Below are 15752 nucleotides of genomic sequence, written 5' to 3' on the forward strand. Positions count from 1 at the left end.
CATGATTCGTCGTCAATTCATTCGTTTGGTCGGTGGGGGTACGGTCGCCGCTGCCACTGCAGGCTTGAGTGGTTGTATGAGCGGCGCGATGCCCGCGCTGGCTCTTGAGGCATGGAATGGGCCAGCAGCAAGTGAGACGGAGCCGCGTCGCAGGGCTTTGGCCTACGCGATCACTGCGCCGAACCCGCATAACCTTCAGCCTTGGCTGGTGGATTTACGCGAGCCTAATGTGATCACACTGCGCACCGATCCAAAGCGTGTGTTGCCTGAGACCGATCCGTTTGGCCGGCAAATCATGGTGGGGCATGGTGCGTTCATCGAGTTGCTGGTGATTGCCTTGGCTGAGCAGGGCTTGCGTGCGGATGTGCAGCTGTGGCCGCAGGGCGAAATGCCTACGGAGTTGAAGGATTGGCGCGCAGCCATGAAGCTGCCCGTGGCGCGAATCAGCATTGCGCAGGGCGCACAGAAGGACGCACTTTTTGCGCACATATTGAATCGTCACACAGTGAAGGTGAATTTCGATATAGCCAAGCCCGTGTCTGAGAGCAATCTGCAAGGCATTTTGGCTGCTGGCGGCAGCTCACGCATGCAGTGCGGCGGCACAGTGCAAGAGCAACGTCTCGCACCTTTGCGCAAGCTTTGCTTAGATTCAGCATTTGTTGAAATGCGCACGCCCCGCACGAATCTGGAGAGTATCCGCCTTGTGCGCGTGGGGCCGGAAGAAATTTTGGCCAATCGCGATGGCATCTCGATCAACTCACCCATGGTACGTGCACTCACGGCTTTTGGCCAATTTGATCGAAGCCAACCGCCTCCAGCAGACAGCACCGCAGAGAAAAAGTTCATCGAGCGCTTTGATGGCACGAGCAAAACCGCGATGGGATTTGTGTGGATCACAGGCAAAAATACCCGGCATGATCAAGTGGAGGCAGGGCGAATGTATGTGCGCTTGCAATTGCAAGCCACGGCCAGTGGCATCGGCATGCACCCGATGAGTCAAGCGCTGCAAGAGTTTCCTGAAATGAAGGCGCAGTATGAGCAAGTTCACCAACTCGTGCTCAGCGCGAGCGCGCCGCGTAGCGCATCGGATCAGACCGTGCAAATGCTTTGCCGTATTGGCTACGTGCCCGAGCCAGTAACAGCGACGCCACGACGCGCTTTGGATCAATTCATCGTCACCGCCTAAGCCGCTGCGTTGAAGACTCCCAGGAAGATATTTATGTCATTTTTTAAGACAAATCGGCTGATTACCGGCGTATTATCTGCGCAAAGCGCTATGAAATTTATAGTGATCTGTGGGTTGCTGGGACTCAGCGCCTGCGCTTCTGTGAATGAAGACTACAACCCCGCCAAGAAACACCATCGCCCAGAGGGCTTCCAGAACAACTACATTGATGTGATTGACAAATCGCGCCTTGATTTGCTGCGCTGGAAATGGCAAAGCACGCTGGCAGGTTTGCCCAAGCCGCCCGAGAAGCCAACGCCCACCGTCTCCCCCGATATCAAATTCGTGGCGGCAAACAGGGGCGCCGCCCAAGAGCCCGCCATCACGTGGATTGGCCACGCCACCATGCTCGTGCAAATGGGCGGGCTCAATATCCTCACCGATCCTCATTTTTCCGAGCGCGCCTCTCCCGTGCAATTTGCGGGCCCCAAGCGTGCCCAGCCGCCTGGCATGGCCTTGAAAGATTTGCCGCACATTGATCTTGTGCTTCTCTCGCACAACCATTACGACCATCTTGATGCGGGCAGCGTGAAAGCTCTGAACGCACAAGCTGGTGGCGCGCCGCTTTTTATCGTGCCGCTGGGCGTGAAAAAATGGTTTGCCGCCGAGGGCATCACCAATGTGCAGCAGCTCGATTGGTGGGATCAAACCACATTGAAAACTGCTGCAGGCCAAGTGGAGGTGCATTTCACACCTGTGCAGCATTGGAGCGCGCGCGGCCCCGGTGATCGCCGCAGGTCGCTGTGGGGCGGATTCGCTGTATTTGCCAGCGATTTCCAGATGTATTTCAGCGGCGATACCGGCTATTCACAAGACTTCAACGACACGCAAAAGCATTTCGCAGCGCGGCAGACGCCAGCCTTGGGCGGCAGCTTCGACATCGCACTGATTGCCGTGGGCGCCTACGCTCCGCGCTGGTTCATGAAGGATCAACATATCGATCCAACGGATGCTGTGCAAATTCATCTTGATCTACAGGCCAAGCGCAGCGTGGGCGTGCATTGGGGGACGTTTACGATGACGGATGAATCGCTGGATCAACCGCCGAAAGACTTAGCCTTAGCCCGCACTGTCAAACAACTGCCGCAAGAATCGTTTGATGTAATGGCAATTGGTCAGACTATCAAGCTGCCCCGCCGCCGCGTTGCACAGTAATTTAGGCGCTTTGCCATCGTATTTATTGCTTGCAAGCTATTAAATACATATTAAAGGCCGCTGATATGACTACGCCCGATTCGACTTCGATGGTCATCGGCAGTGAGGCGCTCCGTCTGAAGCTGTTTTTGTTGGCAAGTAAGTTGCCTGTGCCTAGGTCGTTTTATCGCGTGGCCGGTACGAGCAGTGCGGCAGCGGAAGATCGGGTAGGCCAGCAGGCATTGGTAGATGCGCTGCAATCATCCATGCAGGCCTCCAACAACCCCGGGCTTGCGGTTGACTTTGGCGCTAGCATTCGCCCAGCTGACATGGGTATATATGGCATGGTGATCTTGACCGCTCCAACCCTGCGAGATGCGTTGGAGCGCTCGGTGAGATTTTCGCGATTGATGACGGATACAGGGCGAATCTATCTAGAAAAATGCGCTGGCGGCGTTAAATGGGTTTGGAGCAATACCGAGCCGCAAACCTTAGGCACACGGATGCGCAACGAAGTTGTTCTGACGGAGCATGTTGCGGTGGTTCGGGTCTTGATACCGGGGGCCGTGCCGCGCAGCGTATCGTTTATGCACGCTGAGCCCCTTGATAGCTCACGGCATCGCCAATTTTTCGATTGTCCTCTGGCTTGGTCTGCCGACGAGAACAGTGTGCAATGGGCGCTCGAGGTGATGCATACGCCGCTTGGCGTTGATGCATCGCTTGGGGACTTCATCGAAAAAGAGGCTCTACGCCGGTTAGAGCTGTTACCAGCCAGTGATTTGTTGTCTGCGGTGACTGATTCAATTTCACGGCGTTTGCCAACAGGCGATGTGAGTTTGTCAACCATCGCTGCGGCTTTAGGGCGCGCTCCTCGCAGCTTGCGTCGTGAATTGTCGGATGCGGGTTACGCATACCGGTCTTTGGTTGACAACACACGCCGCCAACGCGCGAAAGAATTAGCTGATGACATGGAGTATTCGATGACTGACGTCGCATTCAAGCTAGGGTTTTCCGAGCTGAGTGCATTTAGCCGTGCGTGGCGGCGTTGGTTTGATGTGCCATTTCGGGCAAAGAAATAATCCCCTATTCCCGCAATTGCGGAAATAGGGGATTGCTGGTCTCGCTTAGGCAGCCTGCCATGATCCATGAAACGCAAACGGATCTTGTGTGCGTAAGCGCACCGATGCAATGGGTCCATCGGCTAATGCATTAGCTCTGAAAACAGCCAATGAGCTGATGCCCGTGGCTGCCTCAAAAACCGGCACGAGCAACCACCCTTCATCTGGCTTCGCCAAATTCACCTGCCTACTAGCATCTGCCGCAAACGAGGGTTCGTTGAGGAAATAGCCAGGGCCAAAATCGTAGCCTTCCGATGCGCCTGTTTGCGCGTCAAAGCGCACGACGCGAGACCACCACAGCGCATTACCGGGCGCTTGCAAAAAGTAAATGTCGCGATGCTCATGACAGTGCACACGCTTGTCCACCACTGGAAATTCATTGTTGCTGCTATCCAAAATTTCTTCACGCGTACGCTTCGTGGTTTTGTTAACAACCAAGCGGCGCAGTTTGCCCGGATTGACATAGCTGCCCTTGCGCCCCTGCATGTAGGCATACCAAGCGGGCTCATTTCCAGCGATCTCGACGAAATGATCGGGTGTGTCATAACCCACAAAATCAGCCACGATTTCGTTACCGCGCTCATAGGCATTAACCGAGTGCCACATCCAGCGGCTCTCCGTTTCAGCAATGATCGGCTCCACACCGCTGGCTCTAGAGAGAATGGCCAGCTTTGTGCCAAGGCCCGCCTGCCAGGTCAAGCTCTTGGCGAATGGCACGCCAGTGCGCAGCTTGGCAAAATCAGGAAGGGCGGGCTGCAGATGCAGCATGACGCTAGAGCCGGTCACGAAGAAATCGTGCATGTAGTTCAGTGGTACGTTCGCGCCCACTGGGATGGTGCGTTGTGTTGTGGTCTTGCCGTCTGCGCTGACGATATAGGCTGAATGCGAGGGCGCGGTGGGGTTAAACGAAGTATCAAACAAGATCCATTCGCCGGTTTTTTCATCGACACGAGTATGCGCTTTCAGCCCGCTGGGGTCAGCGATGCCCACATTGTCTGTCGCAATAGATTCGAGTGTGTCGGGGTTCAGTGTCCACGGCGGATTGACTTCATCATGCGCATAGAGCTTGCCGTTGCGTACCACGGTGGTCACGCCCGCTTGGTTGGGCGAGCCTTGCGTGCGCTTTCCGCCGGGTGGCAAGGGGCTGGTCCAAGTACCGTAGATGAATTTGCCGGCGGCCTCCTCTTCGCGCAACTTATCGGTTTGCACTAAGCGAGCGCGATAGCTGACCTTCCCATTGTTAAACCGATACATGCGGATCATGCCGTCGCCATCAGTGATTGAGCCCTTGCGCTCAGCGCCTCGGCTAAAGACACCAGGCCCATTGCGGTAAAACGTACCGGCCAGACCCGCAGGGAGTTTGCCCGTAACGACGGGTTCGTAGCCTCCTTCTGTGCCTTTTTGTAGATGCCCTACAAAACCGAGTGGATTGGCGCTTTCTACGCGCGGGTAAATAGGAGCAGGTTGACTGACCGCATCACTGCCGCCACATCCGGGTAGCCAGAGAGGCGTTGAAGCAGCAGAGAGCGTTTTGACGAACGAGCGTCGATCAAGAGAGTTCATGGATGACTTTCGATAAGTAGTAAAAGAAGTTCTACGATATCGACAAGCATCCGAAGTGTCGTTGACCTCAGCGGCCAATTTGTTGACATGTAGAGCACGCCTCGCAAGTTCTGCTCGCTTAGTCTGCTTAGATCCATTGCGCAGCGAAAATCTTGTGCAGCTGCTGCCACTTCAATTTTTCAACAATCTAGGCAGATCGTCGGCGTATTTACTGCATAGTGCGCGATCGAATTAATAGCTTGCAACGATGCGCCAAACATTCAGACCCACTCCGTGATGGGTCTGAAAAAGCGAAGACCGTATCAGTCGGGCGCGGCCAATCACGCAATCATTACTACAAAAGACAGTCGTCCAACTCGGCTTCTTCTGGCAAGTCAAGGGGCAGGTGGGCGGGTCATGTGCGACATTTGGATATCCGAACTACTCACCTGCAGACAAAAGACCCAAAACGCGCTGCAAAGCATGCACCACAGTCTGCGAACGAACCGCCGCGCGATCACCATCAAAGCGCATCATTTCGCTGTACAACTGGCCTTGCACTGAGAAGCCAAACCATACCGTACCCACTGGTTTAGCAACGCTGCCGCCTGTAGGCCCGGCCACGCCGGTGACAGCGATGCTGACCTGCGCCAAGCTGTGGCGAATTGCGCCAAAAGCCATGGCGCGAGCCACGGCTTCGCTCACTGCACCATGCGCGGTGATCAAAGCGGCATCCACACCCAGCAGCTCTGTTTTCGCTTCGTTGGAATATGTCACAAAGCCGCGCTCAAACCAATTCGATGAGCCAGCCAAATCTGTGCAGGCGGCAGAAATCATGCCGCCAGTGCAGCTTTCAGCCGTCACCAGTTTCAACTCATTTTTTAAGAAGAAATCAGCCATCAGGCCGCATAGAATCTGCGCAGAATGCTCACTTTTTTGTAGTTTCGGTGTCATCCATTGATCCTCAAAACCGCCACAGCGCAATCACCAAGAGCGTGCAAGCCGCGGCCACCAAATCATCCAGCATGATTCCAAAGCCGCCCTTCCAGCCAAAGCCATGAAACAAATTGTCGGCCCAAGCTACGGGGCCAGGCTTGACAGCATCAAAGAAGCGAAACAGAGCAAACGCAGCCAGCTGCGCCCAAAAGCCAGCCGGCGAAATAAGCCAGAGAATGATCCAAAACGCCACCACCTCGTCCCACACAATCGCGCCCGGATCAAGCACCCGCAGATGCGCGGCAGTCACTGTGCATGCCCACCAGCCCACGAAGAGCGAGACCAAGATCAAACCGCCGATTTGCGCCTCGGAAAAATACAACTGCATCACAGCAAAAGCGCCCCAAGCCCAGAGCGTGCCCAGCGTGCCAGGTGCAAGCCGAGAGAGGCCAGAGCCTGCACCCAAAGCGATGAAATGCGCAACGTGAGAGAGCAAAAACCGTGCGCCTGGGCGCAGCACGCTGGGGCGAATCGGTGGAGACAAAGGTGCAGAAGTATCTGGATTCAAGATATATTTGCTATTAAATAATGAGCAGCTCGCGCAGGTTTTATGCGGGCGATATGCCTAAAACGCTTAAAAATCAGAGGGCTTTGCTGGGCGCGGGCCGATGCGGGCAGGCCGTCTTGGTGCAGCGTGCATACAGTGAGAGCGCATGCTCTTCTAGTGCGAAACCTTTGGTTTTGGCCACAGCCGTTTGGCGCTTCTCAATTTCAGGGTCGTGAAATTCTTCCACTCTGCCGCAATCGAGGCACACCAGATGATCATGGTGTGTGCCCTCATTGAGCTCATAAACCGCTTTGCCGCTCTCGAAGTTGCTGCGCGTGAGCAAGCCCGCTTGTTCAAACTGCGTCAGCACACGATAGACCGTCGCCAAACCAATATCGGTGCGCTCATTCAGCAGCACACGGTAGACGTCCTCAGCCGTCATGTGGCGCTGCGTGCCCGCTTGAAAAATCTGCATGATTTTCAGGCGCGGCAAGGTGGCCTTGAGGCCGGTGTTTTTCAGTTCATCAAGCGTCGTCATGGGCGGGCAGTTGGCAAGCTAAGGATGTGGGCAAGCCGCTACAATGGATTGATCATAACCTTAGCCAGCGCTGTTGCCTACCTGTGGCAAGCGCTCTGTTAGCCATGCATGTTTCCTCCGTGTTTCGTTTATCCATGTTGCTTGCGGCCTGCGCCGCTGTATCGGCCTGTTCCACGCTGAACAATGCCTCGGGGCATGTCGTCAATTGGGTCTCGCCCTACAAGGTCGAGGTTGTGCAAGGCAATTTTGTCTCCAAAGAGCAAAAAGACGCACTGCAAGTGGGCATGCCTCGCGCCCAGGTGAAAGACATTTTGGGATCGCCCTTGGTTACCAGCGTCTTTCACGCCGAGCGCTGGGATTACGTGTTCACCATCAGCCGCCAAGGCCAGCAGCCCCAGCAGCGCAAGCTCACCGTGTTTTTTAAGGGCGATGAGCTGGCCAAAGTGGAAAGCGATGAGCTGATTTCGGAGCAAGAGTTTGTCACCTCGCTTTCTACCGGGCGCTCATTGTCCAAGGTTCCTGTGCTCGAAGTTACTACCGACAAGTTGCCAGCGGCTGTACCGGCAGGTACGGCTCCAAATACAGGCAACAACGCCACGAGCAGCGCAGAGCCACCGCGCGTTTATCCCCCCCTTGAGTCGGCGGTGCGCTAATGAGTCAGTTGCAAAAAATTTGTATTGCTGGAGCTGGCGGCCGCATGGGTCGCATGTTGATTGAAGCCGTTACAAAAGCGCCCGATTGTGTGCTTGGCGGCGCGCTCGATGTGCCCGACAGCCCAGGCATGGGTTTGGATGCCAGCGGCTTCCTAGGCACGGCCAGTGGCGTCACGATCACTTCCGATGTGGCGCATGCTTTAAAGGGTTGCCATGCCTTGATAGATTTCACCCGGCCCGAGGGCACGATGCTGCATTTAGAACAGTGTCGCAAGCAGGGTGTGAATTTGGTGATCGGCACCACCGGCTTCTCCGATGCGCAAAAGCAGGAGCTGCTCGAAGCCAGCAAAGACATTGCCATCATGCTCGCGCCCAATATGAGCGTGGGCGTGAATGTCACGCTCAAGTTGCTCGAGCTGGCTGCCAAATCGCTCAGCAGCGGTTACGACATTGAAATCATTGAAACCCATCATCGCCACAAGGTTGATGCGCCATCGGGCACGGCTTTGAAGATGGGTGAAGTGGTGGCACAAGCTTTGGGGCGCGATCTCAAAGGCCATGCCGTGTTTGCCCGCGAAGGCATCACGGGCGCACGTGATCCGCAGGCGATTGGCTTTTCCGCCATTCGCGGTGGCGATATCGTGGGCGACCATACCGTGATGTTTGCTGGCATCGGCGAGCGCATCGAAATCACACATAAATCATCGACTCGTGAAGGCTATGCCGAAGGCGCATTGCGTGCCGTGCGCTTCCTATCGGGCAAGAAAAGCGGCATGTACGATATGTTTGATGTTTTGGGCTTGAATTCTTAACGCGAGAAGCCAACGATGGATGCACTTGATTTCCTCAAGCAAAGTGATGGCGTGGGCAAATTCATTGCCGTCTTGCTCTTGCTCATGTCAATAGCCAGCTGGGTGGTGATTTTTTGGAAAGCTTGGGTCATCAAACGTGCTGTGCCCGATGTGGCCAAATCCGTGGCCAGTTTTTGGCAAGCTGCAGATGTGAGCCAAGGCCGCGGCAGCGTGGCCGCCCTGGATCGCGAGCAACTCGTGCTGCCCTTGATCGATGCAGCGCAAGTCAATGCCACAGGCACGCTCGCTGGCGCAGGCGACAAAGCCCAGCAACTCACTCGCCTTCTGCGCGATGCCCTTCATGGCGTGTTGCTTAAATTGCAATTCGGCCAAGTGCTGCTCGCCACCGTCGGCTCCACCGCGCCCTTCGTTGGCTTGCTTGGCACAGTCTGGGGCATTTATCACGCCTTGGTCGGCTTGGTTGGCGCTGGCCAAGTCACGATCGACAAAATCGCTGGCCCTGTGGGCGAGGCCTTGATCATGACGGCTGCCGGTTTGGCAGTCGCCATCCCCGCCGTGCTCGCCTACAACCTCTTTGGCCGCTACATCGGCCGCATCGAAGCCGATCTAGAAGGCTTTGCACGAGACTTGCGCGAGCTTCTTGCTCACCACGCTATTCCTGCCAATTAATGCTGCTTCGCTCGACCAAATGAACGCAAAAGACGCAAATCTTACGCAAAAGACGCAGAAAAATCCTGTGTTTAATTTTTGCGTCTTTTGCGTTTCTTCCGCGTCTTTTGCGTTCTCATCGTTGCCAGAAAAGGCTTCTGTATGAGCTTTGGCAAACTCGAGCGCAGCAAGGGCAGCCAGCCCATGAGTGAGATCAACGTCACGCCCTTGGTGGATGTGATGCTCGTGCTCTTGGTGATCTTCATCATCACCGCGCCCTTGCTCGCCAGCTCCATCAAGCTCGATCTGCCCAGCACCGATGTCGCCAAGCCCACTGAAGCGCCTAAATTTGTGACCGTCGTGATCGACAAATCGGCCAAGATCTTCTTAGGCGATCAACCCACGGATCTGGCTGCGCTGGCCACCAGCTTGCAGCAGACTGCCAAGCAAAACAAAGACACCGAAGTGCAGCTGCGCAGCGATGAAACCGTGCCCTACGGAAAAGTCATCGAAGTGATCGGCATCGCACAAAAAGCGGGGCTCACGCGCATCGGCTTTGTGGCGAATCCTCAAGTGCCAGCCTCTAAGCCCTGAAATCACCCGCAGCCCCGTAAAATCAGGGGATGCAAGACAAATACGATCACACGGCGGTTGAGAAAGCCGCGCAAGCCTCGTGGCAGGAAAAAGACGCTTACCGCGTGCAAGAGCACGCCAAAAACGCCCAAGGCGGCTTGAAGCCCAAATACTATGCCTGCTCCATGCTGCCCTACCCCAGTGGCAAGCTACACATGGGCCATGTGCGTAACTACACCATCAACGACATGCTCGCGCGCCAGCTGCGCATGAAGGGCTACAACGTGCTCATGCCTATGGGCTGGGATGCGTTTGGCTTGCCGGCTGAAAACGCCGCGATGAAAAATGGCGTGCCGCCTGCGAAGTGGACGTACTCCAACATCGAGCACATGAAAGGCCAAATGCAGGCCATGGGCCTCGCGATTGACTGGAGCCGCGAGATGGCGGCCTGCGATCCGGCTTACTACAAATGGAATCAGTGGCTGTTTTTGAAGATGCTGGAAAAAGGCATCGCTTATCGCAAAACGCAGATCGTGAACTGGGATCCGGTCGATCAAACCGTGCTCGCCAACGAGCAAGTGATTGACGGCAAAGGCTGGCGCACGGGCGCGACGGTGGAAAAGCGCGAGATTCCCGGTTACTACCTCAAGATCACCGATTACGCGCAAGAGCTCTTGGATCATGTGCAGATCGGCAACGACAAAGCAACACTCACCGGCTGGCCTGACAAAGTGCGTTTGATGCAAGAGAACTGGCTGGGCAAATCCGAAGGTGTGCGCTTTGCGTTTCCGCATGCGATCAAGGATGCGAGCGGCAAGTTGATTCAAGACGGCAAGATGTACGTCTTCACCACACGCGCTGACACGATCATGGGCGTGACCTTTGTGGCAGTAGCGCCTGAGCACCCTATTGCAGTGCGCGCCGGCGAACTGTCTGCGCAGCTTGCTACCAAAATTGAAGCGTTGAAAGCAGGCGGCACGACGGAAGCGGAGCTGGCGCTGAAAGAAAAAGAAGGCGTGCCCACGGGTCTCTTCGTGATGCATCCGATCACGAATGAGAAAGTTGAAGTCTGGGTCGGCAACTATGTGCTGATCAGCTACGGTGATGGCGCGGTGATGGGTGTGCCTGCGCATGACGAGCGAGATTTTGCGTTTGCGATGAAATACAGTTTGCCGATCAAGCAAGTGGTGCAAGTGGCGGATAAGAGTTTTTCTACCGATGCTTGGCAAGAACACTATGCAGAAAAAGGCGAAGGCATCGCTGTCAACTCCGGCAAATACGATGGTTTGAAATTCAAAGCCTGCGTCGATGCTGTTGCAGCCGACTTAGCCGCACAAAACCTCGGCGAAAAGAAAACCACTTGGCGCCTGCGCGATTGGGGCATCAGCCGCCAGCGCTACTGGGGCACACCGATCCCCATCGTGCATTGCCCTGAGCATGGCGCGCAGCCCGTGCCGCTCTCGCAGCTGCCGGTGAAGCTGCCTGAAGATTGCATCCCCGATGGCTCAGGCAATCCGCTGCATAGGCACGAAGGTTTCCACAAAGGTGCGGTCTGCCCGATCTGCGGCGCAGACGCACGCCGCGAGACCGACACGATGGACACCTTCGTGGATTCATCCTGGTATTTCATCCGCTACTGCCTGCCCCAGCAAGACCAGAAAGACAGCGTGGTGATGACCAATGATGCGGTTGATTACTGGATGCCCGGCTCTTCAGGCCCCTCCGGTAGCGCTGGTGGGGCTAATGGCCCTGGCATGGATCAATACATCGGCGGCATTGAACACGCTATCCTGCATTTGCTCTACGCCCGCTTCTGGACGAAGGTGATGCGCGATATGGATTTGGTGCGCATGGATGAGCCCTTCACCAAACTGCTCTGCCAAGGCATGGTGCTCAATCACATCTACTCGCGCAAGAATGCGAAAGGCGGTAAAGAATATTTCTGGCCGCACGATGTGGAGCATGTGCACGATGAAGCTGGCAAGATCGTTGGTGCGAAGTTAAAGCACGCCGTTGATTACGCAGGCGAGCCTTTGCCTGCAGGCACGCCCATCACCTACGAAGGTGTGGGCACGATGAGCAAGAGCAAAAACAACGGTATTGATCCGCAGGAGTTGATCGATAAATACGGCGCAGATACCGCTCGTCTGTACACCATGTTCACCGCACCGCCAGAGGCCACGCTGGAGTGGAATGATGGCGCTGTCGAAGGCAGCTATCGCTTCCTCAAGCGCGTGTGGGGCTTGGCCAGCAAGTTGCATACTCTTATTTCCATAGCACCTAGCGCAGGTTTCATCAGGGCGGAAGGCTCATTGAGTGCAAAAAGTTTGAGCAAGCCCGCCAAATCGCTTCGACTGGAGATTCACAGTGTTTTGAAGCAGGTGAGCTACGACTACGAGCGCATGCAGTACAACACCGTGGTCTCTGGTGCGATGAAATTGCTCAATGCGTTGGAAGGCTTCAAGGCCAGCGATGGTACGCAAGCGGCGGGCAACAGCGACATGATGGCTGTGTTTGAGGGCTTTGGCATTTTGTTGCGTGTGCTCTATCCGGCCACGCCGCATTTGGCGCATGCACTCTGGCAAGAGCTGGGCTATGCCAAAGCACATGGTGATCTGCTCGATGCCGCATGGCCGCAGGTGGATGCGCAGGCTCTCGTGCAAGATGAGATCGAGCTAATGCTGCAAGTAGGCGGCAAGCTGCGCGGCTCCATCCTTGTGGCCGCTACGGCCAGCAAAGAGCAGATTGAAGCAGCAGCGATCGCTAGCGAAGCTTATCTGAAGGCTTCCGCCGGAGCAGCGCCGAAGAAAATCATCGTTGTACCCGGGCGTTTGGTGAACATCGTGGTGTGAATGCCATGACAGCATCCTCTCACCCACGCCGTTTGCTTTTGAAGGCAGCTTCAACCTCACTGATTGCGGTTGGCTTATCGGCTTGCGGCTTTCAGCTCCGCCAAGCACCTAATCTGCCGTTCAACACCATGTATGCAGGTTTCGCTGAGAACTCTAGCCTTGGCCAAGAGCTGCGTCGTTCGCTGGAATCCTCGGGTGTGCGAGTGATCACGGACAACCGCCAGCTTGATGCCGCGCAGGTGATCTTAGATGTGATTCAAGATCAGCGCGAAAAAACCGTGGTGGGGGTGAACGCGTCTGGCCAAGTACGCGAGTTTCAGCTGCGCGTTCGCTTCAAATTCCGTTTGCGCGATAAAGCGGGCAATGAAGTGATCCCCGAAACCGAGCTTTTGCTCCAGCGCGATTTCAGCTTCAATGAAACGGGTGCTCTGGCCAAAGAGGCCGAAGAAGCTTTGATCTACCGCAGCATGCAAAGCGATGTGGTGCAGCAGGCGCTGCGCCGCCTCTCTGCTGTGAAAACCCTCTAACGTTTTTTGCTGGACGGCGAAATCAAATAGCCAGCAATGGCTTCGGTGAGTTTGCCCGCTTGCTGAACATTCGCTTTGCGGCTGACCATCAGGCTGGTCACCAAGGCTTCGATCAGCAGGACAGCGGCCACTGAGCTGCTAGAGATCACAGGATGATGCGCGGTAGCGAGCAACACATCATCAGCCAGCGCCACCAAGGGCGAGACAATCGCATCCGTGAGCGCCACAACATGCGCGCCGCGATCACGCGCATAGCTGGTGAGCTGGATCGCATCGCGCGCATAGCGTGGAAAACTCAGCACGATCAGCACATCGTTTTTATCGATGTTCATCAAACGGCCAGCTGCGACTTCTGTGCCGCCAAACTCCACCACATTGATCAGCGTTTTGCAAAAGGGCTGCAAATCCAGCGAGAGCATGGCCGCCAAATGCGAGCTGATACCAAAGCCCATCACATACACCGTGCCAGCAGTAGCCAGTCGCGCGCTGATGCGAGAAAGCAGTGCCTCATCCACGGTTTGCGCTGCTGTGCGCGCATTGTTCAAACCCGCTTCCAAACTTTGCGTCACAGCACCTTGCTTCGCGCCCGGTTGCACAGCATCGCGAAGTTTCTCCATGGGTTGCAACATGCTTTGCAGCACTTGAGCCATTTCGTCGCGCATGGCCGCAAAACCAGAAAAACCCGTGCTGCGCGCAAAGCGGCTGAGTGTGGCGGCCGAGGTTTGTGCATGCGCGGCCAGCTCTTCAATGCCCCAGGCCGTGGCGCGCACGGGGTTGCGCAGCAATTGCTCTGCCACGGCCTTGTTGGCCGCGGAGGCTTTGGGGTCAGACAAGGTATTCAACAGCTTTTGCCCAAGCTCTGACTGAGCAAAAGCGGTGTCCGCAGAGCTGCCACCTGGCGCGTTGTAGAGGGCACTTGTGTCTGAGGAACTAAGGGAAAGACTGGATTTTTTCATATTTCAATTTTATGAAAATTATGGTACAAACTGGGTTCTGGTGTGCTCCTTGTCATTTTCAAAGAGCCTGAGTTCGAGTTTATGTGTTTGTTGTTCAACGTTTGGAGAAATTCATGATCCGTAAGATTCTTGGCGCATCTGCGCTTTTGGCCAGCCTTTTGGTGGCTACCGCTGTTCAAGCCCAAGCCCCCGGCTGGGCAAAGATCCGTATTGGTGTGGAAGCTAACTACCCACCATTTTCCCAAATGTCTCCCGACGGCAAGTTTTCCGGCTTTGACATTGATATCGCCAATGCCCTGTGCGCTCAGATGAAGGCCGAGTGCACGATGGTTGCGCAAGAGTGGGACGGCATGATGCCCGCACTCAATGCCAAGAAATTCGACATGATCGTGGCCTCCATGTCGATCACCGAAGAACGCAAGAAGAATGCGGATTTCAGTGATTCGTATTACGACATTCCTTCCAGCTTCGTGGCCAAGACAGGCGCATTCACTGCTGTGACCCCCGCCGCGCTCAAAGGCAAAAAGATCATCGTGACACGCAACACGCCGCGCGCCAAATATTTGGCTGACAACTACAAAGAGAGCGAGATCCTGCAAGTGGCCAAAGAATCAGAAGTGACGATGGAGCTGGCTGCTGGCCGTGGCGATATCGGCTTTGGTTCCTCCTTGGCTGCTACGGCTGCTTTCTTGAAATCTCCCGCAGGTGCAGGTTACAGCAAAGTCGGCCCAGGCATCTATCCTTCCGGTGGTGCCAAGCAAGGCGGCGGCGTAGGCATTGCCATGCGCAAAGGTGAAGATGATCTGCGCAACAAAATCAATGCTGCACTCAAAGTCATCTCTGGCAATGGCGTGTACAAAGCCATCAACGATAAATACTTTGACGTGAACATTCGTGGCGAATAAATAACGGCTCCGCCGCTATTTTTTAAAGCGTTTTGAGCAGTTCGCCGGCATACATACTGCGCGGACTGCTCTTATTTTTATAGTAAATCTCATCCGTCATGCTCTACGGCTACCTGCCCGCCATCCTTGAAGGCTTGGTGCTGACACTGCAAGTGTCTGCCACTTCCTTGGCCATTGCCTGCGTTTTTGGCTTGATTGGCGCTGCCGCCAAGCTCTCCGCTTCGCGCGGTGCACGCTGGGCAGCCGATGTGTACACCACACTCATTCGCGGTCTACCCGAGCTGGTGTTGATGCTGTTGATTTTTTACGGTGGGCAAATTGCCATCAACAAGGTTGCGGATGCGCGTGGTTGGGGCTATGTCGATATTCCGCCCTTCCTTGCTGGTGTGATGACGGTTGGGTTCATTTTCGGCGCATATCTCACCGAAACTTTTCGCGGTGCGATCCTCGCCATACCCAAAGGCCAATCGGAAGCGGCGATGGCTTTTGGCCTCACGCGCGGGCAGATGTGGCGGCGCATCATCCTGCCGCAAATGGTGCGTCATGCGATCCCCGGTTTTTCCAACAACTGGCTCATCATGATCAAAGCATCGGCTTTGGTGTCTATCATCGGCTTGGATGACATGATCCATCGCGCGGGTCTGGCCGCGGCCACGACACGCGCGCCATTCACCTTCTACATGGCGGTGGCGCTGATCTATCTCGCGCTCACAACCCTCTCCATCATCTTGCTATCTCAAATAGAAAAACGCTACAGCCTTGGCGTGAAGAAAGTGAGCTTCTAAG

At 55.5% G+C, this 15752-nt stretch carries 16 protein-coding genes; 11 read left to right on the forward strand and 5 right to left on the reverse strand.

Annotated features, from left to right (window positions below; genetic code table 11):
* Position 1: 1 nt before the first annotated feature.
* The 3 genes from KIH26_RS14235 to KIH26_RS14245 all read left to right on the forward strand — a co-directional run bounded on the left by KIH26_RS14235 (position 2) and on the right by KIH26_RS14245 (position 3438).
* Positions 2-1186 (forward strand): Acg family FMN-binding oxidoreductase, encoded by a 1185-nt coding sequence (locus KIH26_RS14235; protein ID WP_213446343.1) that lies wholly within the window; start codon positions 2-4, stop codon positions 1184-1186.
* Positions 1187-1276: 90 nt separating this feature from the next.
* Complete coding sequence (locus tag KIH26_RS14240; RefSeq protein WP_213446344.1) at positions 1277-2380, forward strand: MBL fold metallo-hydrolase; 1104 nt, start codon at positions 1277-1279, stop codon at positions 2378-2380.
* Positions 2381-2445: 65 nt separating this feature from the next.
* Positions 2446-3438, forward strand: coding sequence for an AraC family transcriptional regulator (locus KIH26_RS14245; protein ID WP_213446345.1), 993 nt, complete (start codon positions 2446-2448; stop codon positions 3436-3438).
* Between the two features lie 45 nt (positions 3439-3483).
* Here KIH26_RS14245 and KIH26_RS14250 read toward each other — a convergent pair whose 3' ends face one another.
* From KIH26_RS14250 to fur, 4 genes are all read right to left on the reverse strand, one after another.
* Positions 3484-5040, reverse strand: coding sequence for a carotenoid oxygenase family protein (locus KIH26_RS14250; RefSeq protein ID WP_213446346.1), 1557 nt, complete (start codon positions 5038-5040; stop codon positions 3484-3486).
* A 420-nt stretch (positions 5041-5460) separates the two neighbouring features.
* Complete coding sequence (locus KIH26_RS14255) at positions 5461-5919, reverse strand: CinA family protein (RefSeq protein WP_249661412.1); 459 nt, start codon at positions 5917-5919, stop codon at positions 5461-5463.
* A gap of 64 nt (positions 5920-5983) precedes the next feature.
* A complete protein-coding gene (locus tag KIH26_RS14260) occupies positions 5984-6523 on the reverse strand; it encodes a phosphatidylglycerophosphatase A family protein (RefSeq protein ID WP_503005218.1) in 540 nt (179 codons plus the stop codon).
* Between the two features lie 73 nt (positions 6524-6596).
* Positions 6597-7040, reverse strand: coding sequence for a ferric iron uptake transcriptional regulator (gene fur / locus KIH26_RS14265; RefSeq protein WP_213446348.1), 444 nt, complete (start codon positions 7038-7040; stop codon positions 6597-6599).
* A 104-nt stretch (positions 7041-7144) separates the two neighbouring features.
* On the opposite strand from fur, the gene KIH26_RS14270 reads away from it, so the two are divergent.
* The 6 genes from KIH26_RS14270 to KIH26_RS14295 all read left to right on the forward strand — a co-directional run bounded on the left by KIH26_RS14270 (position 7145) and on the right by KIH26_RS14295 (position 13105).
* A complete protein-coding gene (locus KIH26_RS14270) occupies positions 7145-7693 on the forward strand; it encodes an outer membrane protein assembly factor BamE (protein WP_213446349.1) in 549 nt (182 codons plus the stop codon).
* Positions 7693-8505, forward strand: coding sequence for a 4-hydroxy-tetrahydrodipicolinate reductase (dapB, locus tag KIH26_RS14275; protein WP_213446350.1), 813 nt, complete (start codon positions 7693-7695; stop codon positions 8503-8505). Before KIH26_RS14270 ends, dapB begins: the two co-directional genes overlap by 1 nt.
* Before the next feature lie 15 nt (positions 8506-8520).
* Positions 8521-9174 carry a MotA/TolQ/ExbB proton channel family protein gene (locus KIH26_RS14280; protein WP_213446351.1) on the forward strand — a complete coding sequence of 218 codons (654 nt, stop codon included), beginning with the start codon at positions 8521-8523 and terminating at the stop codon, positions 9172-9174.
* Positions 9175-9315: 141 nt separating this feature from the next.
* Positions 9316-9747, forward strand: coding sequence for an ExbD/TolR family protein (locus KIH26_RS14285; RefSeq protein WP_213446352.1), 432 nt, complete (start codon positions 9316-9318; stop codon positions 9745-9747).
* A 29-nt stretch (positions 9748-9776) separates the two neighbouring features.
* Positions 9777-12578 (forward strand): leucine--tRNA ligase, encoded by a 2802-nt coding sequence (gene leuS / locus KIH26_RS14290; RefSeq protein ID WP_213446353.1) that lies wholly within the window; start codon positions 9777-9779, stop codon positions 12576-12578.
* A 5-nt stretch (positions 12579-12583) separates the two neighbouring features.
* Positions 12584-13105, forward strand: coding sequence for an LPS-assembly lipoprotein LptE (locus KIH26_RS14295; protein WP_213446354.1), 522 nt, complete (start codon positions 12584-12586; stop codon positions 13103-13105).
* Here KIH26_RS14295 and KIH26_RS14300 read toward each other — a convergent pair.
* Complete coding sequence (locus KIH26_RS14300; RefSeq protein WP_213446355.1) at positions 13102-14061, reverse strand: MurR/RpiR family transcriptional regulator; 960 nt, start codon at positions 14059-14061, stop codon at positions 13102-13104. The two genes, KIH26_RS14295 and KIH26_RS14300, sit on opposite strands and share 4 nt — an antisense overlap.
* Positions 14062-14174: 113 nt before the next feature.
* On the opposite strand from KIH26_RS14300, the gene KIH26_RS14305 reads away from it, so the two are divergent.
* The gene (locus tag KIH26_RS14305) at positions 14175-14966 is read left to right on the forward strand and encodes a transporter substrate-binding domain-containing protein (RefSeq protein WP_213446356.1); all 792 of its coding nucleotides are present in this window, start codon (positions 14175-14177) and stop codon (positions 14964-14966) included.
* 98 nt (positions 14967-15064) lie between these two features.
* Entirely contained in the window at positions 15065-15751 is a 687-nt protein-coding gene (locus tag KIH26_RS14310) for an ABC transporter permease (RefSeq protein ID WP_213446357.1), read from the forward strand.
* Position 15752: the final 1 nt, after the last annotated feature.

This window comes from Variovorax sp. PCZ-1, from assembly GCF_018413605.1.
In the GTDB taxonomy this organism is placed as follows: Bacteria; Pseudomonadota; Gammaproteobacteria; order Burkholderiales; family Burkholderiaceae_C; genus JANMDU01.

What these genes read in the sequence shown, in the direction of transcription:
- KIH26_RS14270 (WP_213446349.1), top strand. Translation starts at nt 7,145, where the DNA reads ATGCATGTTTCCTCCGTGTTTCGTTTATCCATGTTGCTTGCGGCCTGC.
- KIH26_RS14240 (WP_213446344.1), top strand. Translation starts at nt 1,277, where the DNA reads ATGAAATTTATAGTGATCTGTGGGTTGCTGGGACTCAGCGCCTGCGCT.
- dapB (WP_213446350.1), top strand. Translation starts at nt 7,693, where the DNA reads ATGAGTCAGTTGCAAAAAATTTGTATTGCTGGAGCTGGCGGCCGCATG.
- leuS (WP_213446353.1), top strand. Translation starts at nt 9,777, where the DNA reads ATGCAAGACAAATACGATCACACGGCGGTTGAGAAAGCCGCGCAAGCC.
- KIH26_RS14300 (WP_213446355.1), bottom strand. Translation starts at nt 14,061, where the DNA reads ATGAAAAAATCCAGTCTTTCCCTTAGTTCCTCAGACACAAGTGCCCTC.
- KIH26_RS14250 (WP_213446346.1), bottom strand. Translation starts at nt 5,040, where the DNA reads ATGAACTCTCTTGATCGACGCTCGTTCGTCAAAACGCTCTCTGCTGCT.
- fur (WP_213446348.1), bottom strand. Translation starts at nt 7,040, where the DNA reads ATGACGACGCTTGATGAACTGAAAAACACCGGCCTCAAGGCCACCTTG.
- KIH26_RS14285 (WP_213446352.1), top strand. Translation starts at nt 9,316, where the DNA reads ATGAGCTTTGGCAAACTCGAGCGCAGCAAGGGCAGCCAGCCCATGAGT.
- KIH26_RS14310 (WP_213446357.1), top strand. Translation starts at nt 15,065, where the DNA reads ATGCTCTACGGCTACCTGCCCGCCATCCTTGAAGGCTTGGTGCTGACA.
- KIH26_RS14280 (WP_213446351.1), top strand. Translation starts at nt 8,521, where the DNA reads ATGGATGCACTTGATTTCCTCAAGCAAAGTGATGGCGTGGGCAAATTC.
- KIH26_RS14305 (WP_213446356.1), top strand. Translation starts at nt 14,175, where the DNA reads ATGATCCGTAAGATTCTTGGCGCATCTGCGCTTTTGGCCAGCCTTTTG.
- KIH26_RS14255 (WP_249661412.1), bottom strand. Translation starts at nt 5,919, where the DNA reads ATGGCTGATTTCTTCTTAAAAAATGAGTTGAAACTGGTGACGGCTGAA.
- KIH26_RS14235 (WP_213446343.1), top strand. Translation starts at nt 2, where the DNA reads ATGATTCGTCGTCAATTCATTCGTTTGGTCGGTGGGGGTACGGTCGCC.
- KIH26_RS14295 (WP_213446354.1), top strand. Translation starts at nt 12,584, where the DNA reads ATGACAGCATCCTCTCACCCACGCCGTTTGCTTTTGAAGGCAGCTTCA.
- KIH26_RS14245 (WP_213446345.1), top strand. Translation starts at nt 2,446, where the DNA reads ATGACTACGCCCGATTCGACTTCGATGGTCATCGGCAGTGAGGCGCTC.